Annotated in this window: 22 protein-coding genes and 1 pseudogene; 11 read left to right on the top strand and 12 right to left on the bottom strand. The window is 52.7% G+C overall.

Going from position 1 to position 23,859, the window contains the following annotated elements; all coding sequences use genetic code 11:
- The first annotated feature begins 151 nt into the window (after positions 1-151).
- Positions 152-1,066: a bestrophin family protein gene (locus tag O1723_RS10680; protein WP_023337298.1), complete on the top strand. Its 915-nt coding sequence runs from the start codon at positions 152-154 to the stop codon at positions 1,064-1,066.
- Here O1723_RS10680 and O1723_RS10675 read toward each other — a convergent pair.
- Positions 1,054-1,602: a GNAT family N-acetyltransferase gene (locus tag O1723_RS10675; protein WP_014883841.1), complete on the bottom strand. Its 549-nt coding sequence runs from the start codon at positions 1,600-1,602 to the stop codon at positions 1,054-1,056. The genes O1723_RS10680 and O1723_RS10675 overlap by 13 nt on opposite strands.
- A gap of 134 nt (positions 1,603-1,736) precedes the next feature.
- On the opposite strand from O1723_RS10675, the gene O1723_RS10670 reads away from it, so the two are divergent.
- The 6 genes from O1723_RS10670 (at position 1,737) to O1723_RS10645 (ending at position 7,361) form a co-directional block, all read left to right on the top strand.
- Complete coding sequence (locus O1723_RS10670) at positions 1,737-2,321, top strand: hypothetical protein (protein ID WP_248190585.1); 585 nt, start codon at positions 1,737-1,739, stop codon at positions 2,319-2,321.
- Between the two features lie 52 nt (positions 2,322-2,373).
- Positions 2,374-2,814, top strand: coding sequence for a GNAT family N-acetyltransferase (locus tag O1723_RS10665; RefSeq protein WP_023337300.1), 441 nt, complete (start codon positions 2,374-2,376; stop codon positions 2,812-2,814).
- 145 nt (positions 2,815-2,959) lie between these two features.
- Complete coding sequence (locus O1723_RS10660; protein ID WP_248190579.1) at positions 2,960-3,955, top strand: alpha/beta fold hydrolase; 996 nt, start codon at positions 2,960-2,962, stop codon at positions 3,953-3,955.
- 44 nt (positions 3,956-3,999) lie between these two features.
- Positions 4,000-4,740: a response regulator gene (locus O1723_RS10655; protein ID WP_023337302.1), complete on the top strand. Its 741-nt coding sequence runs from the start codon at positions 4,000-4,002 to the stop codon at positions 4,738-4,740.
- The gene (locus tag O1723_RS10650; RefSeq protein ID WP_023337303.1) at positions 4,737-6,035 is read left to right on the top strand and encodes an ATP-binding protein; all 1,299 of its coding nucleotides are present in this window, start codon (positions 4,737-4,739) and stop codon (positions 6,033-6,035) included. The genes O1723_RS10655 and O1723_RS10650 overlap by 4 nt, the downstream gene beginning before the upstream one ends.
- A 135-nt stretch (positions 6,036-6,170) precedes the next feature.
- Positions 6,171-7,361 carry a cytochrome c biogenesis protein/redoxin gene (locus tag O1723_RS10645; RefSeq protein WP_023337304.1) on the top strand — a complete coding sequence of 397 codons (1,191 nt, stop codon included), beginning with the start codon at positions 6,171-6,173 and terminating at the stop codon, positions 7,359-7,361.
- 8 nt (positions 7,362-7,369) lie between these two features.
- Here the strand turns inward: O1723_RS10645 and tam are convergent, their stop codons facing one another.
- Both tam and O1723_RS10635 read right to left on the bottom strand, forming a co-directional pair.
- Positions 7,370-8,128: a trans-aconitate 2-methyltransferase gene (gene tam, locus O1723_RS10640; protein ID WP_248190581.1), complete on the bottom strand. Its 759-nt coding sequence runs from the start codon at positions 8,126-8,128 to the stop codon at positions 7,370-7,372.
- An 83-nt stretch (positions 8,129-8,211) separates the two neighbouring features.
- On the bottom strand, positions 8,212-8,796 hold the full coding sequence (locus O1723_RS10635; protein WP_014883849.1) for an NUDIX hydrolase: 585 nt from the start codon (positions 8,794-8,796) through the stop codon (positions 8,212-8,214).
- An 86-nt stretch (positions 8,797-8,882) separates the two neighbouring features.
- On the opposite strand from O1723_RS10635, the gene O1723_RS10630 reads away from it, so the two are divergent.
- Entirely contained in the window at positions 8,883-9,644 is a 762-nt protein-coding gene (locus tag O1723_RS10630) for a DeoR/GlpR family DNA-binding transcription regulator (RefSeq protein WP_014883850.1), read from the top strand.
- 32 nt (positions 9,645-9,676) lie between these two features.
- Here the strand turns inward: O1723_RS10630 and O1723_RS10625 are convergent, their stop codons facing one another.
- The 5 genes from O1723_RS10625 to O1723_RS10605 form a co-directional block, all read right to left on the bottom strand.
- Positions 9,677-10,039 carry a TIR domain-containing protein gene (locus O1723_RS10625; RefSeq protein WP_023330429.1) on the bottom strand — a complete coding sequence of 121 codons (363 nt, stop codon included), beginning with the start codon at positions 10,037-10,039 and terminating at the stop codon, positions 9,677-9,679.
- A 149-nt stretch (positions 10,040-10,188) separates the two neighbouring features.
- Entirely contained in the window at positions 10,189-10,548 is a 360-nt protein-coding gene (locus O1723_RS10620; RefSeq protein WP_333490198.1) for a PACE efflux transporter, read from the bottom strand.
- 362 nt (positions 10,549-10,910) lie between these two features.
- Positions 10,911-11,306: a helix-turn-helix domain-containing protein gene (locus O1723_RS10615; RefSeq protein WP_004143398.1), complete on the bottom strand. Its 396-nt coding sequence runs from the start codon at positions 11,304-11,306 to the stop codon at positions 10,911-10,913.
- 48 nt (positions 11,307-11,354) lie between these two features.
- Complete coding sequence (locus O1723_RS10610; RefSeq protein ID WP_077253535.1) at positions 11,355-12,701, bottom strand: ISNCY family transposase; 1,347 nt, start codon at positions 12,699-12,701, stop codon at positions 11,355-11,357.
- Positions 12,702-13,454: 753 nt separating this feature from the next.
- Positions 13,455-14,575, bottom strand: a protein-coding gene (locus O1723_RS10605) for an IS3-like element ISKpn34 family transposase (protein WP_100245182.1) whose coding sequence is annotated in 2 segments (ribosomal slippage) — positions 13,455-14,317 and positions 14,317-14,575 — 1,122 coding nt in all. Because the reading frame shifts where the segments join, the coding sequence is not laid out codon by codon here.
- 210 nt (positions 14,576-14,785) lie between these two features.
- Here O1723_RS10605 and O1723_RS10600 point away from each other — a divergent pair.
- Entirely contained in the window at positions 14,786-15,355 is a 570-nt protein-coding gene (locus O1723_RS10600) for a hypothetical protein (RefSeq protein ID WP_023337309.1), read from the top strand.
- A gap of 42 nt (positions 15,356-15,397) precedes the next feature.
- Here O1723_RS10600 and silA read toward each other — a convergent pair whose 3' ends face one another.
- From silA to O1723_RS10580, 4 genes and pseudogenes are all read right to left on the bottom strand, one after another.
- On the bottom strand, positions 15,398-18,538 hold the full coding sequence (silA, locus tag O1723_RS10595; RefSeq protein WP_248191053.1) for a CusA/CzcA family heavy metal efflux RND transporter: 3,141 nt from the start codon (positions 18,536-18,538) through the stop codon (positions 15,398-15,400).
- A 10-nt stretch (positions 18,539-18,548) separates the two neighbouring features.
- Positions 18,549-19,799 (bottom strand): annotated as a pseudogene (locus O1723_RS10590) (efflux RND transporter periplasmic adaptor subunit).
- Between the two features lie 11 nt (positions 19,800-19,810).
- Positions 19,811-20,152 carry a cation efflux system protein CusF gene (cusF, locus tag O1723_RS10585; RefSeq protein ID WP_023330435.1) on the bottom strand — a complete coding sequence of 114 codons (342 nt, stop codon included), beginning with the start codon at positions 20,150-20,152 and terminating at the stop codon, positions 19,811-19,813.
- Between the two features lie 28 nt (positions 20,153-20,180).
- Positions 20,181-21,569 (bottom strand): efflux transporter outer membrane subunit, encoded by a 1,389-nt coding sequence (locus O1723_RS10580; RefSeq protein WP_023337312.1) that lies wholly within the window; start codon positions 21,567-21,569, stop codon positions 20,181-20,183.
- 162 nt (positions 21,570-21,731) lie between these two features.
- On the opposite strand from O1723_RS10580, the gene O1723_RS10575 reads away from it, so the two are divergent.
- Together O1723_RS10575 and O1723_RS10570 are read left to right on the top strand one after the other, a co-directional pair.
- A complete protein-coding gene (locus O1723_RS10575) occupies positions 21,732-22,415 on the top strand; it encodes a copper/silver response regulator transcription factor (protein ID WP_014883860.1) in 684 nt (227 codons plus the stop codon).
- Positions 22,405-23,859: a Cu(+)/Ag(+) sensor histidine kinase gene (locus tag O1723_RS10570; protein WP_023337313.1), complete on the top strand. Its 1,455-nt coding sequence runs from the start codon at positions 22,405-22,407 to the stop codon at positions 23,857-23,859. The genes O1723_RS10575 and O1723_RS10570 overlap by 11 nt, the downstream gene beginning before the upstream one ends.

Below are 23,859 nucleotides of genomic sequence, written 5' to 3'. Positions count from 1 at the left end.
ACATACTATTTACTCCGTTTTTAAAAAAGAGAATCAGCACCGTGCATATTTCGCTTTGCAGAGGGGAAAATGCAATGTCCCGTTAACATGCTTGCAACCGTGAGGGGGATCACGTTTAATAGCCACGCTCTTTTCTTGCCTGAAACTCACTATGATTGTTCGTCCTAAACAGCACTGGCTACAACTGATTTTTGTCTGGCACGGTTCGGTACTTCCCAAAATCTATACCCGACTGCTGCTCAACTTCCTGCTTTCTATCGCCGTGATCCTGATGCTGCCGTGGTACACCTCGCTGGGCATCAAATTTACCGTCGCGCCCTTCAGCATTCTCGGCGTGGCGATCGCTATCTTTCTGGGTTTCAGAAACAACGCCTGTTATTCACGTTACGTCGAGGCTCGACTGCTCTGGGGGCAGTTGATGATAGCGGCACGCTCGCTGTTTCGCGAGGTAAAAAACACCTTGCCTGACGATAAACATCTGGGTGAGTTTGTCCGCCTGCAGATTGCCTTTGCCAACTGCCTGCGAATGACCTTGCGCCGGGAACTGAACGCTGACGAACTCGCTCGTTATCTTGCTGCGGATGATTTACGGCACGTGATGGCTGCCAACTCGCCGGCCAACCGTATTCTACTGATCATGGGGGAGTGGCTTGCCGTGCGGCGGCGTAACGGACAGCTTTCGGACATCCTTTTCCATAGTCTGAACAACCGCTTGAACGACATGTCCATCGTCCTTTCCGGCTGCGAGCGTATCGCGACGACGCCAGTGCCGTTTGCCTATACGCTGATTTTGCACCGCACGGTATATCTGTTCTGCATCATGCTGCCGTTCGCGCTGGTTGTGGACCTGCATTACATGACACCGTTTGTCTCCGCGCTGATCTCTTACACCTTTATCTCGCTGGATACTTTGGCAGAAGAGCTCGAAGATCCGTTTGGTACGGAAGATAACGACCTGCCGCTGGACGCCATCTGCAACAATATGGAACGCGATCTGCTGCAGATGAACGATGAAGAGAACATTCCTGAAAGGTTGATGCCAGATAAGCATTATCAGCTGACCTGACGGGCGTTCCACTCGTCGCGGGTGATCTCCCACAGTTCGGAGTCAAGCATACCGCTGACGTAGGCTTTCTTTTCCGTTCTGACAAGCCGCATGCCGCTGCTGTCTGAAATACGACGTGAGCGGCTGTTGGCGGCGGCCTTCGGCGCACGCAACACCGCTTTGTTCAGCGTATTGAACCAGTAATCCGTCGCCGCAATGCTCGCCTCCCGCATATAGCCTTTACCCTGAAACTCCGGTGCCAGCCAGAATCCGCGGTTGTTATCTTCAATATCGTACAGGCAGATAATACCCATGAGTTCATCCGGTACTTCGCGACGTCGGATGCTCCAGAACCAGGCAATCCCTTTTGCCATATCGGGCAGCGCCACGTTGTTAACATAATTTTCCGCACCGTTATCCGGGTAAGGCCAGGGCACCGAAGAGACCATATAACGCACGATCTCCCACCGCGGATATAGCTTCTGTATCTGGACAGCATCTTCGGCAACCAGCGGTTTTAACAGTAAGCGTTCAGTCGTGAGCGTAGGTATTGTCATCCGCGGATCTCCGTATTTAAGCGTTATGTTTTTGTTTGGGTTCTGGTATTTTTATCTCTATCACATTCCAGTGCGCTGCGCTGTGGTTATTGACCACCAAAATCGTTTCCTTTTATTTGATGGTGATATTTTTGATGAGATTGCTGCCACTTTTAAACGGACGCGTTTTCTGTGATCTCCTGCATCATGGCTGGGAGATTGAGAAGACTATCGCCCGAGGCGAGGCTCATCTATTGAACCATTCCACTCCCGAGCTTGAACGTTATTTTTCCCGGCCGGTCAATGAGCTTCCACGTCAAAACCCTTATCCGGTCGCGGTGCTGCTTCCCCTGTTTTTAGTGGCTTTTGCATTTAATCTTCTACCGTTTCTCCATGCGTTTCCGGGCTTATCACCTTTACACCATGCACTGAGCTTTTTCTTACCGTCATTGGTCATGATTGGCGCGCTCATCATCACAAGCGTACTTCTGGCTCGGGGATTAACGTCAGGGTTAGCTGGATTTCTGGCGCTGTTCTTTATTTTGCTGATAATAACCGTCGTTCAGGCGGTATATCTCTTGCTTGCCCATCACGGAAGTAGTTGGCCACTGGTCATTGCCTTCTTCGCGTTGGTACTTTGCAGATTGGTGATGAATGGAAGAGGGTTCGTGCTCTTTACGCTCTACTGCCGTACGCAGCGTCTTGCCCGTCTGGCCCGCAAAATGCGATTAAAAAGGTGATAAGACCCTACGCTGTTTCGATATGGCAATTAACAGGTATTGCGAGGAACACATGGCAGTTAAGGTAAGACCGCTACGCGAAGATGATTATTCTCAATGGCGACCGCTGTGGGATGGCTATACCCATTTCTATGAGTGCTATCTTGAGGAATCCGTTACCGCATCAACCTGGGAGAGGGCGCTCTCAGCGCAATCGTCGATGTTCTGCCGCGTGGTAGAGAAGGACGAAAAAGTGATCGGTTTCGCAATGTGTATTCTGCACGAAGGAACCTGGTCAACAGCGCCCATTTGCTACCTGGAAGATCTGTTTGTTGATGCTGCTGAACGCGGCGCGGGGGCGGGCAAAGCGCTTATAGATGCCCTGATTGCAGAAGGTAAGCGTGAAGGGTGGTCAAAACTGTACTGGGCCACCCGGGAGAATAACCCGGCGCGTAAACTCTACGATCAATACGGTGAGGCCGACGATTACGTTCGCTATCGCCTCTCCCTGTAAAGCTAAAACGCCTGTGTTTGTATCACACTGTATCTGTTTTCCTGATACATACACAGGCTTGCAATAAACCCGCTTTCGCACATATCCGCTATACATAGAGGTGTTGTTATATCCCCGTGAATTGTACTCAATCGGAGATACCAATATGTTCAGCAAACTCGCTTACTCAACCCTTGCACTGACCGTTTCTCTTGGCACCGTGATGTCCTGTCAGGCCGAAGTCACCGGCACCAGCTTCACGGCAGCCTTTGACCACCCGCAGCAAATTAACGCCGGCGACCTTAACGTCGGGTATGTCGACATCGGCCCGAAAGACGGTCAACCGGTCATTTTATTACACGGCTGGCCCTACGATATTCACAGCTATGCTGAAGTCGCTCCCGCACTCGCGGCAAAAGGTTACCGTGTCATTGTGCCTTCTCTGCGCGGCTACGGCACCACTCGCTTCCTGTCAGCTAAAACCCCGCGCAACGGCCAGCCGTCTGCGATGGCGAAAGATATTGTTAATCTGATGGACGCCCTGAATATTAAACAGGCCGTATTTGCAGGCTACGACTGGGGTGCCCGCACCGCGGATATCGTTGCGGCGCTGTGGCCAGAACGCGTTAAGTCGCTCGTTTCGGTGAGCGGGTATCTCATCAGCAGCCAGCAGATTGGCAAACCACCGTTGCCGCCAAAAGCAGAGCAGCAGTGGTGGTATCAGTTTTACTTCGCCACCGAGCGCGGTGCGGAAGGCTACGCTAAAAACACGCATGACTTCGCCCGTTTGATCTGGTCGCAGGCCTCACCGGACTGGAAATTTAGCGATGCAACCTTCAACGCCAGCGCCAAATCGCTCGATAATCCGGATCACGTCGCGGTGACGCTCAGCAATTACCGCTGGCGCTTAGGGCTAGAAAAAGGTGAGCGCAAATACGACAGCTACGAGCAAAAACTGGCCACGTTGCCGAATATCACCGTACCAACGATCACCATCGAAGGCGGAAACAACGGGGCACCGCATCCGGCACCACAGGCCTACGCGGGTAAATTTACCGGTAAGTATGAACACCGCACCTTTGGGGCGACTGTGGGTCACAATCCACCTCAGGAAGATCCGCAAGATTTCGTTAACGCTGTGGTCGACGCAGATAAACTCTGAAATGTGCTATTTTCAATACGTTACCCTTCAGTCTGGAGATTTCGGTGGAGCATATTGACCATATCCTTGTCGTCGATGACGACAGGGATATTCGTGAACTGATTGTCGACTATCTCGTTAAGTCCGGTTATCGCGCCTCCGGCGCGGCCAACGGCAAGGAGATGCGCGCCGTGCTGGATAAACAGCATATCGACCTGGTGGTGCTGGACGTCATGATGCCCGGCGATGACGGTCTTACGCTGTGTCGGCAACTGCGTGTCGGCAAACATAAAGATCTGCCTATCCTGATGCTGACGGCGCGTAATGAGGAGACGGACAGGATCCTGGGGCTGGAGATGGGGGCGGATGATTACGTTGTGAAGCCTTTTGTTGCGCGCGAATTGCTGGCGCGAATCAAAGCGATTTTACGCCGTTTTCGTACAATGCCGCCCAATTTACAGGTAACAGAAGCAGGGCGACTGGTGACGTTTGGTGAATGGGAGCTCGATACCGTTGCCCGCCACCTGATAGACCCGGAAGGGGTGATTGCGGCGCTCAGCGGGGCGGAGTATCGCCTGCTGCGCGTTTTCCTCGATCATCCTCAGCGCGTGTTGACTCGCGATCAGCTGCTCAACCTGACGCAGGGGCGCGACGCCGAACTGTTTGAACGTTCTATCGATCTGCTGGTCAGCCGGGTACGTCAACGCCTGAATGAAGATGCGCGTACACCCGCCTATATTAAAACCGTGCGCAGCGAGGGCTATGTGTTTACCATGCCGGTCACGATCAAAGAGGCGAACGAATGAGGTTCTGGCCACGCTCACTGTTGGCCCGTTTGCTGATCATTGTGCTTCCCGGCCTGTTGCTGGCCAACGCCCTGAGCCTGACGCTGGTCATGATAGAACGAATGCACAGCGCCCGCACGGTGATGCTCGGTAACCTGGAATACGATGTCGCGACCAGCGTGGCCATTTTAGACCGCTTGCCGGCCACTGAACGGGCGGCCTGGCTGCCGCGCCTTGAGCGGGGTAACTATCGTTATATCCTCGGTCCGGGTGAGCCGGGCAACGCACCGACGGATAAGCGTTCCCGGGATGCCATCCGTACCCTAAAAGCGACACTGGCAGCACAATACCCGCTCAGCTTTACGGCTGTTCCTGGCGCCATTTCACATATCCAGGCGCATCTTACGTTACACGACGGCGCGCCGTTGACCATTGATCTGATCCCGCGCATGCCACCGGTCGCCAGCTGGCTGCCCGTTGTTCTCATCCTGCAACTGTTGCTGCTCGCGGCCTGCTCCTGGTTTGCCGTGCGGCAGGTAGTGCGGCCTTTTTCACAGTTTACCCGCGCGGTTGACGCCCTGAATCCGGCGGCCAATACGCCAATGACCGAGAAAGGGCCGCTTGAGGTACAACGGGCTGCCCATGCCTTCAACGCCATGCAGGCACGTATTCAGTCTTATCTCCGGGAACGTGCGCAGATTCTGGCCTCCATTTCGCACGATCTCCAGACGCCGATTACCCGCATGAAGCTGCGGGTCGAAATGGCGGAACACCCTGAACTGCGCGACAAGCTCATGGATGACCTTGATAATATGTCGCGTCTGGTGCGCGAGGGAATTGCCTATGCCCGGTCATCAGAATCACTGGAAGAGACATCGCTGAAGCTGGAACTTAATGCCTGGATAAACAGCATCGCCTGTGATTATCAGGACATCGGTAAAAACGTGCAATTTCAGGCGGGCGAATCCCGTTTGCCGATTGTCACGCGTCCGCAGGCGCTTCGCCGGGTGATGACCAACCTGCTGGATAACGCCCTGAAATTTGGCGAGCGCGCCAACATTGTCATTGATGATTCATCCGCCAGTGAGGTGGTGATCCACATTATTGATGGCGGCCCGGGAATACCCGATGCCGAACTGGAGGCCGTATTGCAGCCGTTTTATCGGGTTGAAACATCGCGCAACCGTGATACCGGTGGAACCGGACTGGGTCTGGCAATTGCTGCGCAACTGACCGCACAGCTGGACGGCAAGCTGAAGCTGGTGAACCGCGCCGAGGGCGGGCTGGATGTCTCCGTTACGCTCCCACGACGTTAATTGTATGGCTTTGTATCTGCCTTCCGGGAAGATACAGAGCCAGACAAAACCCGCGCTTTTACACATATCCTGAACACATCCGCACGATGAAATAGCCTCACTGCAGCGTCGCAGGACTTGTATCGTGAGGTCTCTATGTTTTTGATAATTGCTTTTCTGGGCGGGATGATAAGCCTGCTCAGTCCATGTACGCTCCCGGTTATTCCCCTCCTGTTTGCCGGTTTTCAGGGGCAAAGACGACATATTATGGCACTGCTCGCGGGGATGATCGTGATGTTCACCCTGGTTGCGATGGTTGTCACCGTCGCCAGCGAGTGGATAGCTGAAGCCACCGTCGTTGGACGCTGGATCGCGCTTATCATTCTGGCTACGGCCGCGCTGGCGTTAATTTTTCCCTCCTTTGCCCAGCGAATTGCCGGGCCAGCAGTCAGCGCGGGAAACGTCCTGAACACCCGAAGCGGACAAACACGCGGCATGGCATCTGCTTTTCTGGCCGGGCTGGCGGTCGGGTTGCTCTGGTCCCCCTGCGCAGGTCCCATTCTGGGGGCGATATTCAGCCTTAATATTGCGGGACATTCAGCCATCGCGACAGGGGCGTTACTTGCCGCCTACGGCAGTGGATGCGCGTTAATGCTGGGTTTACTCGTTCTCGGAGGCCGCACGCTGATGGCACCACTGAGAGCAAAATCGGCGCTGATGGCGAAGCTTCGCCAGGGGGCTGGCGTGGTGATGTTAGCGGCTGTCGTCTTTAACGCGACCGGAATGACGTCTGTTCTGAAAGGCGCAAATGGGGTGGCGGACCGTCTTGAAACCACGCTGCTGAATCTGGCAAAACCCGCTACACAAGCGGTGAAGCTCCAGCCGGTGGTGATGACCGAGCCGAGTAGCCAGCTGCCGTCGTTGAGCGGTGGAACAGGGTGGATAAACGGTGACACTGTCACGTCTGAATCACTGCGCGGGAAGGTGGTCCTGATTGATTTCTGGACCTGGGACTGCATTAATTGCCAGCATACGCTTCCGCATGTGCGCGACTGGGCCACAAAGTATCAGTCGCAAGGTCTGGTCGTGATTGGGGTTCATACCCCGGAATATCCGTGGGAGAAACCGATTTCGTCGGTAAAAAATGCGGTGAATAAATGGCAGCTGCCGTATCGGGTTGTGACGGATAATAATTACCAAATCTGGAATGCTTTCGGCAACCAGTACTGGCCAGCGCATTATTACTTTGATGCTAAAGGGCAGCTGCGCTACACCTCCTTTGGGGAGGGAAATTACGATGAACAGGAACAGGTGATCCAACAACTGCTGAAAGAAGCCCGTTCCTGACTACCACCTCAGGGTTGACGCTGAGCAACCATAAACAACCGAGGAAAAGCCAGCAGTATCTGCCCGTTTTCCTGGAGCGGATACTGCTCTTCCAGTAGTTCATGGTAGCGTTTCAGGAAACGTTTCTGTTCGTGCTCGTTCAGTTCCTGGAGCCATGGGCGTAACACGGTGGCGCTGACCCAGTCAATGATGGCCTGATGCGAGCGCATTTTATGGAAATAGGTCGTCCGCCAGATATCCACCTCACACCCGGCTTCGGACAAAATGTCATAGTAGGCATGGACCCCAGGCAGCGGTTCTCTACCGCGGTCAGGATAGTCTTGCTCCAGGGCCACTTCGCGCATGGCTACGTGAGTAGGCTCAAGCCAGTTGTCCGGCATCTGGATCGCCAGGACGCCATTAAGCGCGAGGAGAGAAACAAGGTGAGGCAGGAGATCGTAATGGTCCGGAACCCATTGCAATGACGCATTGGCATAAATCAAATTCAGCGCCTGGTCCGGCTTATACTGGCGGATATCGGACTCAACAAAGCGGCAGCCCGGCAGCGCACTGCGCGCCTCTTCCAGCATGGCAGGCGAGTTATCGACCCCGGTAATCTGTGCGTTCGGCCAGCGATGGCGCAACAGCGCCGTGCTGTTTCCCGGACCACAGCCCAAATCGGCGAGGGTGGCGACGTCATCCAGTGGGATTCTGGCGAGCAGCTCAGCGGCAGGACGCGTGCGTTCAGCACCGTATTGCAGATAAAGAGAAGGGTTCCAGTCGGCCATCTTTAGATCTCCTTTTTGCGTGTACCAGCAAGGATAGCACAGGCCGGCACCTGCACCGGGACAGGTGCCGCAACAAGGTCAGATTACAGAATGCCTTTCAGTGCAACATGATAGAGCAGCATGATGGTTTTCCCGTCGACAATCATGCCCGTTTCAATGCCCCGCAAAGCGTCCTCAAAGGGGAGCTCCAGCACGTCGATATCCTCACCCTCCGCTTTGATACCGCCGCCTGCGCTGGTTTTATCCTTTGGCTGATATTCGGCAAGGTAGAAGTAGAGTTTCTCCGTAACGGAACCCGGGCTCATATAGGCTTCAAAGATTTTCTGCACGCTCGACACCTTAAACCCGGTCTCTTCTTCCGCTTCTGCCTTTATTCGGCTCTCTGGATCCATATTGTCGAGCAGGCCCGCAGCAGCCTCGATCAGATCACCCTGATGACCATTGATAAAGACCGGGAAACGGAACTGGCGAGTCAGAATCACCGTTTTTTTATCACGGTTGTAGAGCAGAATAGTCGCGCCATTCCCCCGGTCATAAACTTCACGCGTTTGTCGCTGCCATTCGCCATCGCGTCGTTGATGGTCAAAGGTATATTTTTTGAGTAAGTACCAGTTATCTGACAATATTTCATCGTTAATGATGCGCACATCTGCACGTTTCGATTGCACGTTTTGTCCTCCTTACGTAGAGTAACGATCAATAACAGCATTAACGTGCAGTTTCAAGATTTATCATGCAATATCAGGAATCCAGAATGCTCACCAGTCAGCGAAAACAATTGATACTTGAGAAGCTCGGCGCCGAAGGCCAGGTCCAGTCTAAAGCGCTCAGCATTCTCTTTGATGTCTCTGAGGACACCATCCGGCGTGATTTACGCGAGCTGGCGGCAGAAGGGCGTTTACAGCGTGTTCACGGCGGTGCGCTGCCGTCGTCTTCCGCTATTGTGCCTTTTGCGGAGCGTCAGTCCGTTAAAATGGATGCCAAAAGAAAGGTGGCGCAGAAGGGCGCGCAGCTGATTTCTTCGGGCCAGGTAGTGATCATTGACGGTGGAACGACCACCTCTGAACTGATTACTTTCTTACCGCCTGATTTGCGTATTACCGTGGTGACGCACAGTCCGAGCATTGCTCTGGGGCTGGTTAATCATCCCGCTATTGAAGTGATTCTGATTGGCGGCCGTTTGTATAAACACTCGATTGTTGCAGTCGGCGCGGCGGCCATCGAAGGTATCGAAAACATTCATGCCGATCTGTTCTTTATGGGCGTGACCGGGATCCATCCGGAAGCAGGGCTGACCACGGGCGATTTCGAAGAGGCGTGCATCAAACGTGCATTTTCCGGCAGAGCGGCCGAGACGGTTGTTCTGGCTTCACCGGAAAAAATCAATACGGCGTCATCGTTTGTGATTGGGGACGTATCCTTAGCGAATACGCTTGTCGTCGAAGACGATACCGATCGTGGCTGGGTGCATACGCTATCCGAAAAAGGGGTATCGGTCGTACTGGCTTCCTCATGAGCCAGTCAGATGACTGACTGGCACGGTCATCGTTAAGCCTGAGGAATGCTCTCCAGCGTAGTATAAATCGTGAGGCCAAGTTCCCTGGCCACTTCAATGTCCATATCCGCCCCCTTAGACGCACCGGCAATCCGATAAATCGCATCGCATTTAGCGATGAGCCGGTGAGCTACGGGGTAAAGCATTGATTCTGCGATGTCATCTCCCAACGATGTCGAGCCTGCGGCCTTCGCCAGTGGCAGAGCCAGCCATTCGCCAATGACCGGAACGTGACCACGCTGGTATACGGCTAATGCGGCGTTTTCGAGACGCGCAAGATTCTCATCAATGCGCGCCTGAAGGCCATCGGTGCCGCTTCGATAGGGGCCGGCAATTAAAATGAGCTGTTGTGTCATAGATACCTCTGTCAGTGTGATTGCATGAAGTTGCACGTTTGCAGACAATATCTTACGAGATTACCGCTGCGTTATGAAATGTTTTCGTGCATTTACGTGCAAAAACATGCATAACAAAGCATGTAATCACTTAGGCAGAAGGGCTATTGCTACGAAGCCGAACGCCTCCGTCCAACGAACATCCAACGCAGGTAATCGTATAGCCAGTTAAACAGCATTGTGTATGGCAGGAAAAACAGCACCAGCCCAATCTCAACGAAAAAGGCCTCAGTGATGGGTAAATCCAGCATAACCATCGCAACGGGGATTAAGGTGATGATCAGTCCTGTTTCAAAACCCACCGCATGGATAGCACGAACAAGGAAGGTTCGTTGAAAGCGGTATTTTTTCTGCAGCGAGTCAAAGAGTTTATTAAAAACAAAATTCCATGCCGTCGCGGTCAGTGCAGATATCACGGACAGCGAGCCAGACTGGAGTATCGAAACGTTCATCAACCAGGCAAGCGACAGCGCGATGATAACGTTAGCTAGGACTTCAAAAATGACAGCATGGAAGATTCATTCTTTAACGCTTTTATTTAATTCAATTTCCATTTGCTTAGGGCTGCGTTTTCCAAAAGCCGAAGTATATCAGGCATCGTTCAACTCTTTCTAAATATGCAGGATTGAAACTCTGAGCAAAAGCGGAAGGCACTGTGAGATGGTCAACGGAGACGCTTTCAGAGACTATCAGCATTCAGGACAATGACAGCCACATAACGCCAGATTTCTCCTTACTTAATGTATGTCTAGCCAATGTTGAAATGTCGTGCTGAAAACAAAGCTGACCTGACGTCAGTGGAGAGTCTGGACAATGCCTTTTTAAGGTTGAGTCAGGCTTTGGAGGAAGAACGTGGTTGCCAGGTTTTCTCGGCTATCATCAGTTTACGTACGGTCTCTTTTGAAATCCGGACACCGTATTCTGTGGTCAGAATTCGCCAGATGGCTGACGGATTCATACCCCGGCCGCGTGAGCGAATAAGCTGCAGTGCCTGATCTCTGATGGTGGTGTTTAACTGATGATTGCCGGGCTTTCCACGGCGCCGGCTGACCAGACCGGCTGGCCCCAGCTCGCGATAGCGCTTAATCAGGCGGGAGCACTGACGACGGGTGAGCTCCATGGACTCTGCCACTTCTGCCAGCGTGATTTCCCGCGCCATATAGGCTTCAATCAAATCCAGGCGTAGCGCTTCGTGAAGTGTCAGGAGCACTGGTTTGTTGTCGTCCATTTTTCTCTCATCTGTCGGCCATATCAGATCCACAGGTGAGGGAAGGGCTCATCGCTTCAGGCTGGGGATAAAATCCTGCGGACTGGCCAGCACCGGGTTGATCGCCCTGAGCTCTTCCAGTGCACGCTCCTGAGCGCGCCTGCGGGGCATTTTTGTACTGCGCATTCGCTTTCCTTCAGCCTCCAGCTCGTCCTGTTTCTGCTGTGCCAGCCTCAGAACGGCACCCAGTCGTTTGTTATCAACAACCGCCCCCTGATCAACGCAGGTCAGTTTATCGAAAATCTTATAACCCAGTGGCCGGTGCTGATGCCGGAAAGTAATGCTTCCGTCAGGGTAATCATAAACGGTAATTTTTTCACCTGCTATGCGCGTATTTTGTTCGGTGGGTTCAATGATATACATGACTTTATCATACTGAAAAGTCAGTGCTTTCGATAAGGTCCGTAGCTCCTGCCAGGCGAAGATATCATTCAGCTCCAGTGGACTCTGTGTGACCGCACGGTGCAGATCTTTAGGGTATTTTGCCGGCCGGGAGAAACGACGGTTAAAATCAGACATGAAATGTTCAATCCACTGATTGGCTTCAGCAACCGAGCTGATGTTCTGCAGGCGCATCTCTTTAATCAGTCGATCCTGGAGCGTTTTATTTACCCGTTCCACGCGACCTTTTGCCTGGCTGCTGTTGGCACAAATCAATTCGATCGCCAGTTCCCGGAGAGCCCGTCCGAACTGGGTTGTGCCGGTACGTCGGCTCTCGGGTCCGCTGACCCTGAACACCGCATGCTTGTCGCTGTAAAATGCGACAGGTTTACCATGTTTATCAATGTATTGCCGGGTAGCCATCATGTAGTCAAACGCGTTTTCTGAATCACAGAATCGCAGGTGCATCAGGCGACCTGTGGCGTCATCCATGAAGACCAGAAGACAGCATTTTGGGGCTCTTCCTTCGAACCAGTCATGGTGAGAGCCATCGATCTGAACCAGTTCGCCGAAACAGTCGCGACGATAGCGCGGCTGGTAAACCCGGGTTCGCCGGCGGGAATGAGGACGCCAGAGACCGTCGGCTGTCATCCAGTTACGGATGGTTTCAACGGAGAGATATATATGATGGCGTTCAGCCAGTTTTTCGGTTGCGAGCGTTGGGCCAAAATCTGAATAGTGGCACCGGATCAAATCCAGGGCTTTACAGCGTGTTTCTTCATCGATCCGGTTGTTTGCAGGACGTCCACGGCGGGAAGATGCAAATGCGGTTGCGCCATCTGTCCGGTACAGACGCACAAGACGCTGCACCTGACGAACACTGAGCTTAAGTATGTCTGCTGCGTCGCGCTGAAGCAAAGCCCGGTCAAATACTCGCTGAATGATGCCAAGCCGGTAAAGTTCTTTGTCTGTCATAGTCACCAACATAAGATCGCGGTCCTGTGCTGAGCAAAATGAAGGCTTAGCGTACACGACGCGTGTGAATTGTGCTGAGACGACAATAACGCTTTGTGCTGACAAATGTAAATGCGCATAATGTATATTATGTTAAATATGGTGGGTTTGCTCTTAAGTTCATGAGTCCCTCTCTTTCAGGAACTTACCGATGAATCAGTCAGTTGCCAAAGTTTAGTTGTGGACTTACGATGACTTCATAACACAAAAATTACGGGGCATCCGCTAAGTTCATGGCATATACCATCTTACATTTATCGAGGAACAACCAGAGAACTCATCTCATAGTTGATGATGTGACTACCCTACCGGTCATGTTCGCCACAATTTATGGAATGAATGAACTGAGCAAGAAAAGCCTAGGGACTCAAGAAAACATTTTGTGTTCGCTGCGTTTCTTTTACGTCTATTACTATAAGAAGCATAAACAAACATTTGACTACGATTTCTATCGGTCTGGCTACAATATCTCCTGTTTTATCAGGGAGCTTGATGGCTTCTTTACTTATCTGCTCGGGAAGCAGCACCTGAGTGACGAGACCGACATAATCTCTAACGGGTTTTTACATTCGGCACTCTCCAGAACCAACAAGTCCACCTATGGTAACCACGTCAGAAACGTTGGCCGATTCCTTAAGTATCTCAACTATAGATATATGAATCTGGCATACCAAGATATGTCACCTGACCTGCCCCCAGAGTTAGATACAACCTTCAGTTAGTAATGTCGGTTGGTTTTTCTTCATATTTCCCGTTTCGCCAGCCCGCTGCAAATTCAGCCGGCGTCAGGTAATTCAGTGATGAATGTGGTCGACACTCGTTATAATCCAGTCGCCAGTCATTAATGATCTTCCTGGCGTGAACAATATCGCTGAACCAGTGCTCATTCAGGCATTCATCACGAAAGCGTCCGTTAAAACTCTCAATAAATCCGTTCTGCGTTGGCTTGCCGGGCTGGATAAGTCGCAGCTCCACACCATGCTCAAAAGCCCACTGATCGAGTGCGCGGCAGGTAAACTCCGGGCCCTGATCGGTTCTTATCGTAGCCGGATAGCCGCGAAACAGCGCAATGCTGTCCAGAATACGCGTGACCTGCACGCCTGAAATCCCGAAGGCAACAGTGACCGTCAGGCATTCCTTTGTGAAATCATCCACGCAGGTCAGGCACTTGATCCTGCGACCTGTGGCCAGTGCGTCCATGACGAAATCCATTGACCAGGTCAGATTGGGCGCCATCGGGCGGAGCAGCGGCAGACGTTCTGTTGCCAGCCCTTTACGACGTCGTCTGCGTTTTACACTCAGGCCATTAAGTTGATAGATGCGGTAAACCCGCTTGTGGTTAACGCAAAGACCTTCACGTCGCAGAAGCTGCCAGATACGCCGGTAACCAAAACGGCGGCGTTCAAGTGCCAGCTCTGTGATGCGTAGAGACAGCTGCGCGTCAGCAGCCGGACGCTGAGCCGAATATCGGCAGGTTGACAGGGACAGACCTGCCAGCCCGCAGGCACGACGTTGCGACAGACCCTTAGCCTCGCACATGACTTCCACGGCTTCCCGCTTCTGGTCTGTCGTCAGTACTTTCGCCCAAGAGCCACCTGAAGCGCCTCCTTATCCAGCATGGCTTCAGCAAGCAGCTTCTTGAGTCTGGCGTTCTCTTCCTCAAGCGACTTCAGGCGCTTAACCTCAGGCACCTCCATACCGCCATACTTCTTACGCCATGTGTAAAAGGTGGCGTCGGAAATGGCGTGCTTACGGCAGAGCTCACGGGCAGAAACGCCGGCTTCGGCCTCGCGGAGAATACATATGATCTGTTCGTCGGAAAAACGCTTCTTCATGGGGATGTCCTCATGTGGCTTATGAAGACATTACTAACATCACGGTGTATTAATCAACGGGGAGCAGGTCAAACAAAACCTTCATAGTTGCCTTCCCTTCTACTATCGCTTATCGAGATACTTATTAAAAAATGCCGTGATGCTCTTGAACGGAATCTTTTCCATACGATCATATAAATCAACATGTGTGCCTAATCGCTGAGTATTCAAATGTTTAATGTTTTATCCCGTCGACTGCAACACTGTAACAAGGTGGCCGTCAACATAAACAATGCCGCCCCGACGCAGCTGCAACAGATCAAGACGCAGCTGGCCGAAGAAATGGGTAAGCCTGTAGGCCTACATACCATGGGTATTCCGGCGGCGGTCAGTACGCTCGGGGTGATTGTCAGTTTCGCCATTCCGCAGCTGTGGCTGGGTTACGGCATACTCACCGCACTCGACCAGCCAGCCGAGCGCGTATTCGTGTGGGTTGTGCTGGTCGCCCTGCTGTTCGCTGGCCTTAACGGTGTGACGATGTTTATGATTGGCAAAGGCAGCATGCGCGCTGTGCGGTTACATTTTACGCTGACGGTGATAAGCCTTTTGTTAACAGCAGCTTATCTGCTTGCCGCGCTGAGCGAGAGTACTTCTCCGGGCGTCAGTCTGACCGCGGCGCTAGTGAGTATCGTCATGTTACTGCTTAGCGGCAGCTGTATTTTTTCCACCGCCTTTTATAAGATGCTGCTGTTTACTCTGCATAACAGAGCCTGGCGCAAGCTTATCAGCCAGGCGCGTTAAGCATTCATCTCGTAAAAATCCCGCCATTACAGCGGGATTTTTTTATGGCTTTTTATGCCTGCGCAACCAAATCAACTTGTAAGCCGCAGGAATGATAAACAGCGATAACAGCGGCGCTGTGATCATCCCGCCGATCATGGGTGCCGCTATCCGGCTCATAACTTCCGAACCGGCACCAGTCCCCCAAAGTATTGGCAGCAGGCCCGCAATGATCACCGCGACGGTCATGGCCTTTGGCCGCACACGGAGCACGGCACCATGATAAAGTGCTTCATCAAGCCCTTGTTCTGTGAACGTTTCCCGATGGGACAGTTCCGGTTGCGCTTCAATGGCATGACGTAAATACATCAGCATAACGACCCCAAATTCCGCTGCGACCCCGGCCAGGGCGATAAATCCGGTTCCGGTTGCGACTGACATATGGAAACCCTGCCAGTAGAGAAACCATATTCCACCGACCAGGGCGAACGGCAGACTCATCAGGATCAGCATTGCTTCATCCACGCGACGGAACGCCAGGTACAGTAAAATGAAGATGATCATCACCGTCATCGGTACCATCAGTTTCAGCTTCTTATTGGCATGTTCGAGAAGCTCAAATTGTCCGGAGAAAGACACGCTGGTATCTGGCATCAGCTTCACGTTCTGACTGATGGCCGTCTTAATGTCGTTCACCACCGATACCATATCCCTGCCCCGTGCATCAATGTAAATCCAGCTGGCTGGCCGGGCATTCTCCGTTTTCAACATCGTGGGGCCGGAAACAACCTTAATATCAGCCACATCGCCCAGCGTGATCTGCTGTTTCATCGGCGTCAGGATAGGCATCTGTTTTAACGCATTCGGGCTGTTCCGGTAGTCCTGAGGATAACGAATATTGATCGGGTAGCGGGCGACGCCTTCCACCGTTTCACCTACCGTTGCGCCGCCAATGGCCGAAGAGACAAACAGCTGCACATCGCCCACCGTCATTCCGTAGCGGGCGGCTTTTTCCCGGTTAATATCCACATCAATGTAACGCCCGCCCTCCAGACGTTCCGCCAGAGCAGACACCACGCCAGGCACCGTTTTGGCGACCGCCTCGATGCGCTGCGCCGTGGCGTCGATATCAGACAGAACGGTACCGGACACTTTGATACCTATCGGGCTTTTGATCCCGGTGGAGAGCATATCAATGCGGTTACGAATAGGCGGAACCCACAGGTTAGCCAGGCCTGGCAAACGAACGGTGTTATCCAGTTCGTCAATAATCTTGTCAATCGTCATGCCGGGCCGCCACTGATCCTCTGGTTTGAGCTGAATCGTGGTTTCCACCATTTCAAGCGGTGCGGAATCCGTTGCCGTTTCTGCCTTACCTGTCTTGCCGAAAACAGACGCCACTTCAGGCACCGTTTTGATGAGTTTGTCCGTGGTTTGCAGGAGCGCCGCCGCTTCTGCCGGAGACACACCGGGCAAGGTCGAGGGCATATACAGCAGGTCGCCTTCGTTGATCTTCGGTAAAAACTCACCGCCAACCTGGCTCAGCGGCCAGATAACCGTGAAGATAAATAAGGCTGCAACCAACAGGGTGGCTTTTGGCCAGTGGAGAACCCTGATCAGCAGCGGATGATAGGCGTTAATCAGCAGTCGGTTCAGCGGGTTACTGTTCTCTGCGGGGATTTTTCCGCGGATCCAGAAGCCCATCAGGATGGGGATAACGATGATGGCGAGCATGGCCGCCCCCGCCATGGAGTACGTTTTCGTGAAGGCCAGTGGACCAAACAGTCGCCCTTCCTGTCCCTCAAGGGTAAAGATGGGAATAAACGATAAGGTGATGATCAGCAGGCTGATAAACAGTGCGGGCCCCACTTCCACAGAGGCATTGGTGATCACCTTCCAGCGGGTGGCGTTGTCGATCTGCTCTTCCGGATGCTGATGATCCCACTCTTCCAGCCGTTTGTGCGCGTTTTCAATCATCACAATGGCCGCATCCACCATCGCACCGACGGCAATGGCAATGCCCCCCAGCGACATGATGTTGGCGTTCAGTCCCTGAAAATGCATCACAATAAAGGCAATACACAGGCCGAGCGGCAGAGAGACAATCGCCACCAGTGCAGAGCGGACATGCCAGAGGAACAGCGCACAGACGATGGCCACCACGATAAACTCTTCAAGCAGCTTGCCGCTCAGGTTATCGATAGCTCTGTCGATTAACTGGCTGCGATCGTAGGTCGTCACAATCTCGATGCCTTCCGGCAGGCTGGCCTTTAACGTTTCCAGCTTATACTTCACCGCCGTAATGACTTCACGCGCATTTTTGCCCGAGCGCAGGATCACCACGCCACCCGCCACTTCCCCCTGCCCGTTCAGCTCAGCAATACCGCGGCGCATTTCCGGCCCCGTTTGTACGCGAGCAACATCGCGCAGGTAAATCGGGACACCGTTCTCACCGGTTTTCAGCACGATATTATTGAAATCGTCTATCGTCTGAAGGTAGCCGCTGGCGCGGACCATATACTCCGCTTCCGCCATTTCAACCGACGATCCCCCTGCTTCCTGGTTCGACGACGCAAGAGCCTGCTTAACCTCCGGCAGGCTTATGCCGTACTGGGCCAGTTTTAACGGATTGACCTGGATCTGATACTGCTTAACCACGCCGCCAACCGATGCCACTTCAGCCACGTTGGGGATGGTTTTTAACTCAAATTTCAGGAACCAGTCCTGCAGAGAGCGCAATTCTGCGAGATCGTGCTTACCGGAACGATCGACCAGCGCATATTCAAATATCCAGCCCACCCCCGTGGCATCCGGGCCGATTTGTGAACTCACGCCAGCAGGCAGTTTACCCTGAACCTGGTTCAGGTACTCCAGTACGCGCGACCGGGCCCAGTACAAATCAGTACCGTCTTCAAAAATGACATACACATACGAATCACCAAACTGAGAAAAACCGCGCACCGTTTTGGCACCGGGTACCGACAGCATGGTGGTAGTGAGCGGATAGGTCACCTGATTTTCAACTATCTGTGGGGCCTGGCCAGGATAGCTGGTTTTGATAATCACCTGAACGTCAGACAGATCGGGCAAGGCATCGACCGGTGTGTTGATGATGGTCCATGCGCCCCAGATGCTAAGAAACAGCGCCCCCATCATCACCAGGAAACGGTTGGCGACGGACCGCCGGATAATCCATTCAATCATCATCGTCCCCTTAATGACCTGAATGCGTGTTGTCTGCTGTTTCAGCGTGACGCATGCGCTCCAGCGCGCCGGTAATATTGGCCTCGGAGTCAATCAGGAACAGGCCGCTAACCACCACCGTCTCCCCTTCGTTGAGGCCTGAACCAATACCGGACTGCTGCTGAGATTCATGCAGAACGTGGATCGGTTTCGGCACAAAATGCCCCTCTGCATCGACGGTAATCACGCGCTGTTCCTTTCCGGTATCAATAACGGCCTGGGACGGGATCAACAGCATCTCCGGACTTTGCGTATTCAGTTTGAGATACGCATTCATGCCCGGTTTCAGACGCTCGTCTTTGTTGGAGACCTGCAGGCGCACCTGCAGCGTACGGGTGCTGGGATCCACACTCGGCAGAAGGTTCCATTTTTCAACCGAAAAGGATTTATCAGGGTAAGCGGGTACTGAAATCTCAAACTGCGACGTGTCTTTCAGCAGATAAGCAATAGACTCAGGGACCGCCGCGCCGATCCAGACCGGATCCATCCCCTGAATTTGAGCGACCACCTTATCTTTTGAAATATTCATGCCGGTGCGCAGGTCAAACGCCGTGATAACCCCGTCAATGGGAGCCTTAATGGTAAATCGGGTCTGGATAGTTCGGGTCGCCCGTAGCTTCTGAATATCTTCATCCGGCATCCCGGCCAGCCGAAGACGTTCAAGTACGCCTTTGATTTGCACAGGCGTTCCACCGGTACCGGATAGCAGCAAAAACTCACTCTGCGCCTCTACCCAGTCCGGAATGGTGATATCAATCAGCGGCGTGCCTTTCCTGACATGGTCGCCGGTCGTCAACGGGTATACTTTCTCAACGAAACCTTCCGCGCGCGCCTGCACAATAACAAACTGATAGTCGTTATAACTGACATTGGCTGGGATCGTCTGGCTATAATTCAGCGTTCCGCGAGTGACTTTTTGCGTTTTTAACCCCAGGTTCTGGACCTGCGTGGGGTCAATGCGTATTCCGGCACCGCTTTTATCATCATTTTCATCCGCATATTTTGGCACCAGATCCATATCCATAAACGGTGATTTGCCAGGTTTATCGAATTTAACGTCTGGCTTCATCGGGTCTTACCAGAAAAGTACCTTTCTTTCAGAAACCTGATTTTCAGGTTTTGCAGAGGCGTGAATATGCTGCCATGCCGTGACGGATATCAGCCCTCCTGCAATAAGGCTGCTGACTATCATGGCAGCGTATTTTATTTTTAAAGATGCCATGCTACTTCTCGCTATTTAATGCTCTTCAGTAAAGAGATATTGCCCTGCTGGACAAACGAAAAATCAACGTGGCTACCGACTTTCAGGGCCGAAATACTCTCGTCAGCCTGAAGAAAGGTGAAACGCATCGTCATCGCGGGCCAGCCCACCGCCGGGATAGCATCATGGGCAATAGTGACTTTTTTACTCGTGAGATCAATATCCTTGATAATGCCGGTCCCCTTAATAATCTGCTCTGAGGTTCCTTCACTGGCAACATTCATTCCTGCGTGCTGATGAACCTCGGCCTGAAGGCTGGCAGAAAACATTACGGCGATCGCACCGAGGACAACGGTTTTAAGTGAATTACGCATTTTTACTTTCCTGTTTAATTAAATGAATTTATTCGACCCAACCGCCACCCAGTGCGGTGAAGAGCGTAATTTCATTCACCTGACGGGCATAAATAAGGTCGAGAAGAGTTTGCTGCGTGGAGAACAGAGAACGTTCTGCATCAAGCACTTCGATATAGCTCACCGCACCGCTGGAATATAACCCTCTGGCACGTTGCAGGGTGATATTTAGCGAATCAAGATACCGCTGCTGGGCATTAATTTGCTGGTTAATGCTTTCCCGCAGCGCGAGCGCGTCAGCAACCTGTTTAAAGGCGGACTGAATTTTTTGTTCGTAATTCACAACCGACTGCTGCTGGCGAATTTCAGCCAGCTTCAGGTTGGCTTTATTTCTGCCTGCATTAAACAGGGGGATATCAATTTTAGGGATAAAATTCCACATCCCACTGCCCGTCGTGAAAAGGCTGGAGAGTTCCGTGCTGCCCGTTGAAAGTCCGCTGGTCAGTGAAATGGACGGGAAAAAGGCAGCACGTGCCGCACCGATATTCGCATCGGCCGCTTTAAGCTGATACTCCGCCTCCATAATATCCGGGCGCTGCAGCAGTATCGCTGATGAAAGATGAGGCGGCAGCCTGACCGGCGCAATATCGCTGGCGTTCATGCCGCTGTTGCCCGGCAGTGCGCGATACGTTCCGAGGACCAGCTGCAGGGCATTATTGGCCTGCGCCAGTTCACCCTCTCTTTTGGCTATCTCTGCCTGAGTGCTTTCAATCTGCCCCCGGGCCTGCTCCAGCGCCAGGACGTTTGTACTGCCGGTCACCAGCTGTTGCTCAACGAACGCGTAAGATTGCTGGTAATTCTTCAGCGTCTCCTGCGCAATACGGCGTTGTTTATAGGCCAGCTGCTGGTTGAAATAGCTCTGCGACACGTTAGAAATGAGCAGAATATGCACCGCACGACGGGCTTCTTCGCTGGCAAAAAAGTTTTGTTTGTCAGCCTCGCTCATGTTCCTGAGCCTGCCGAAGAAATCGAGTTCATAGCTTATTACTGCAAGACCTGCGTCGTACTGCTGCGAGGCAGGTTTGTCACTTTTCAGACCGCCGCTATAGGTGATACCCGAGGAGGCATTCAGCTGAGGATAACGATCCGCATCCGTCACCGTGAACTGCGCCCGGGCTTCTTCAACCTTCAGGGCGGCCATTTTTAAATCGCGGTTGTTTTCCAGGGCTTCGCTGATCAGCCCAACGACCTGGGGGTCGACAAAAAAGTGACGCCAGCCGGTATCCTGATACCCCGCCACCGCAGGTGTCAGGCCATTTCGGGATAACGAAAACTGCTGGGGCACCGGTGACGCGGGTCGCTGGTACTCAGGCGCCAGCGAGACGCAGCCTGTCAGGAAAAATACCGTACTGATGCTAAGTCGTTTTAACAGGAACATAATGGTTCAAATGAAGTCCAGAGTATTTTTAGGGTCACTCTACTGAACGCATCCTGTTTGACGGGTGACAGGATAATGACAATGTTGTCATTTTTAACGTAAGTCATTGTTAACGGCCGCGAGCACAATAGAATGTCGTCAGCAGCCAGTCAGGGGAGCAAGATGAAGATACTGATCGTCGAAGACGAAATGAAAACCGGTGAATACCTCAGCAAGGGACTGACTGAAGCGGGGTTTATCGTCGACCACGCTGACAATGGCCTCAACGGTTACCATCTCGCCATGACTGCGGAATACGATCTGCTGATTCTGGATATTATGCTTCCCGACGTGAACGGCTGGGATATTGTCCGCATGCTGCGTTCGGCCGGGAAAGGAATGCCCATACTGCTCCTCACTGCGCTCGGCACCATTGAACACCGGGTCAAAGGGCTTGAGCTGGGTGCGGATGATTATCTGATTAAGCCTTTTGCCTTTGCTGAACTTCTCGCCCGGGTAAGAACGCTGCTGAGGCGCGGAAATACGGTGATTGCGGAAAGCCAGCTTCAGGTGGCAGACCTGACGGTTGACCTCGTGTCGAGAAAAGTGAGCCGGGCGGGGAATCGCATCCTGTTAACCAGTAAGGAGTTCAGCCTGCTGGAGTTTTTCCTTCGTCATCAGGGAGAAGTGCTGCCCCGCTCCCTGATTGCCTCTCAGGTGTGGGACATGAACTTTGACAGCGATACGAACGCCATTGATGTGGCGGTAAAACGGCTTCGGGCAAAAATCGATAACGATTATGAACACAAGCTGATCCAGACGGTGCGCGGTGTGGGCTATATGCTGGAGGCGCCGGATGCGCATTAAGCCTTTCCGGCGCCCTTTTTCGCTGGCTCTTCGGCTGACCTTTTTTATCAGTCTCTCCACGATCCTGGCGTTTTTCGCCTTCACGTGGTTTATGGTGCATTCCGTTGAAAAGCATTTTGCTGAGCAGGACATCAGCGATCTGCAGCAAATCAGCACCGCGATGCACCATATCCTACAGTCACCTGCCGAACCCGAGCGGAAGAAAATCAGTAAACTCAACGAGTCGATCGCCAGTTACCGCAACGTTGCCGTTCTGCTTGTGGATCCGCAGGGAAATACCCTGTTCAGCTCGGCACACGGGGCAGCATTACGCCCTGCGATGAATACACCGGATTTTAACGTGCACCGTCGCACCCAGGATGTCTTTCTGTGGACGGTGGAGGACTCTGCTGCTTCCATGCACGCGGGGCCCGACATGAAAATGGACACGTACCGGATTATCGCCTCGTCAGGCACGGCGACATTGCAGGGCAAATCGCAGGACTACGTGATGCTGATTGGCCTCTCCATTAATTTTCATCTGCACTACCTGGATGCCCTGAAGAAGAATCTCTTCGCGATTGCCGCGGCAATCAGTCTGCTGATTATTGTTGTCATTCGTATTGCGGTACGCCAGGGCCATCTGCCTCTGCGTAACGTCAGCACCGCCATTAAAAATATCACCTCAGAGAATCTCGACGCGCGACTTGAACCGTCCCGCGTGCCCGTTGAGCTGGAACAGCTGGTGATCTCTTTCAACCATATGATTGAAAAAATAGAAGATGTCTTTACCCGCCAGGCCAATTTTTCCGCCGATATCGCGCATGAGATCAGAACGCCTGTTACCAATCTGGTGACGCAAACGGAAATTGCGCTGAGCCAGAACCGTTCTCAGAAGGAGCTGGAAGATGTGCTGTATTCCAGTCTCGAAGAGTACAACCGAATGACCCGGATGGTCAGCGACATGCTGTTCCTGGCGCAGGCGGATAATAATCAGCTCATCCCGGACCGGGCGATCTTTGATTTGCGCGCTGAAGTCATGAAAGTGTTCGATTTCTTCGAAGCCTGGGCGGAAGAACGTAACGTCACGCTGAAATTTAACGGAATGCCCTGCCTGACAGAAGGCGATCCGCAGATGTTCAGAAGGGCGATTAACAATCTGTTATCCAATGCCCTGCGCTATACGCCGGAAGGAAAAGCTGTGACCGTCTCACTCAGAGAGCAGGAAAACAATGTTGAACTGGTGGTTGCCAACCCCGGCGCGCCGATCCCGGAAGAACATCTGCCAAGGCTGTTTGACCGCTTTTACCGGGTGGATCCATCAAGACAGCGTAAAGGCGAAGGCAGCGGCATCGGCCTTGCCATCGTGAAATCCATCGTCAGCGCCCATCACGGAAAAATCCGTGTGGAATCCGATGCGGTATCGACGCGCTTTATACTTTCCGTGCCGAAGAAAACCGTTTAA

It is taken from the genome of Enterobacter cloacae complex sp. HYC080_NIDB (assembly GCF_056673325.1).
The sequence above is the reverse complement of the archived record's forward strand: the minus strand, read 5'-3'. Positions and strand labels throughout refer to the sequence as shown.

What these genes read in the sequence shown, in the direction of transcription:
- O1723_RS10580 (WP_023337312.1), bottom strand. Translation starts at nt 21,569, where the DNA reads ATGTTCCTGTTAAAACGACTTAGCATCAGTACGGTATTTTTCCTGACA.
- O1723_RS10600 (WP_023337309.1), top strand. Translation starts at nt 14,786, where the DNA reads ATGTTTAATGTTTTATCCCGTCGACTGCAACACTGTAACAAGGTGGCC.
- O1723_RS10650 (WP_023337303.1), top strand. Translation starts at nt 4,737, where the DNA reads ATGAGGTTCTGGCCACGCTCACTGTTGGCCCGTTTGCTGATCATTGTG.
- O1723_RS10615 (WP_004143398.1), bottom strand. Translation starts at nt 11,306, where the DNA reads ATGGACGACAACAAACCAGTGCTCCTGACACTTCACGAAGCGCTACGC.
- O1723_RS10645 (WP_023337304.1), top strand. Translation starts at nt 6,171, where the DNA reads ATGTTTTTGATAATTGCTTTTCTGGGCGGGATGATAAGCCTGCTCAGT.
- O1723_RS10570 (WP_023337313.1), top strand. Translation starts at nt 22,405, where the DNA reads ATGCGCATTAAGCCTTTCCGGCGCCCTTTTTCGCTGGCTCTTCGGCTG.
- cusF (WP_023330435.1), bottom strand. Translation starts at nt 20,152, where the DNA reads ATGCGTAATTCACTTAAAACCGTTGTCCTCGGTGCGATCGCCGTAATG.
- O1723_RS10630 (WP_014883850.1), top strand. Translation starts at nt 8,883, where the DNA reads ATGCTCACCAGTCAGCGAAAACAATTGATACTTGAGAAGCTCGGCGCC.
- silA (WP_248191053.1), bottom strand. Translation starts at nt 18,538, where the DNA reads ATGATTGAATGGATTATCCGGCGGTCCGTCGCCAACCGTTTCCTGGTG.
- O1723_RS10575 (WP_014883860.1), top strand. Translation starts at nt 21,732, where the DNA reads ATGAAGATACTGATCGTCGAAGACGAAATGAAAACCGGTGAATACCTC.
- O1723_RS10660 (WP_248190579.1), top strand. Translation starts at nt 2,960, where the DNA reads ATGTTCAGCAAACTCGCTTACTCAACCCTTGCACTGACCGTTTCTCTT.
- O1723_RS10670 (WP_248190585.1), top strand. Translation starts at nt 1,737, where the DNA reads ATGAGATTGCTGCCACTTTTAAACGGACGCGTTTTCTGTGATCTCCTG.
- O1723_RS10610 (WP_077253535.1), bottom strand. Translation starts at nt 12,701, where the DNA reads ATGACAGACAAAGAACTTTACCGGCTTGGCATCATTCAGCGAGTATTT.
- O1723_RS10675 (WP_014883841.1), bottom strand. Translation starts at nt 1,602, where the DNA reads ATGACAATACCTACGCTCACGACTGAACGCTTACTGTTAAAACCGCTG.
- O1723_RS10625 (WP_023330429.1), bottom strand. Translation starts at nt 10,039, where the DNA reads ATGACACAACAGCTCATTTTAATTGCCGGCCCCTATCGAAGCGGCACC.
- O1723_RS10680 (WP_023337298.1), top strand. Translation starts at nt 152, where the DNA reads ATGATTGTTCGTCCTAAACAGCACTGGCTACAACTGATTTTTGTCTGG.
- tam (WP_248190581.1), bottom strand. Translation starts at nt 8,128, where the DNA reads ATGGCCGACTGGAACCCTTCTCTTTATCTGCAATACGGTGCTGAACGC.
- O1723_RS10665 (WP_023337300.1), top strand. Translation starts at nt 2,374, where the DNA reads ATGGCAGTTAAGGTAAGACCGCTACGCGAAGATGATTATTCTCAATGG.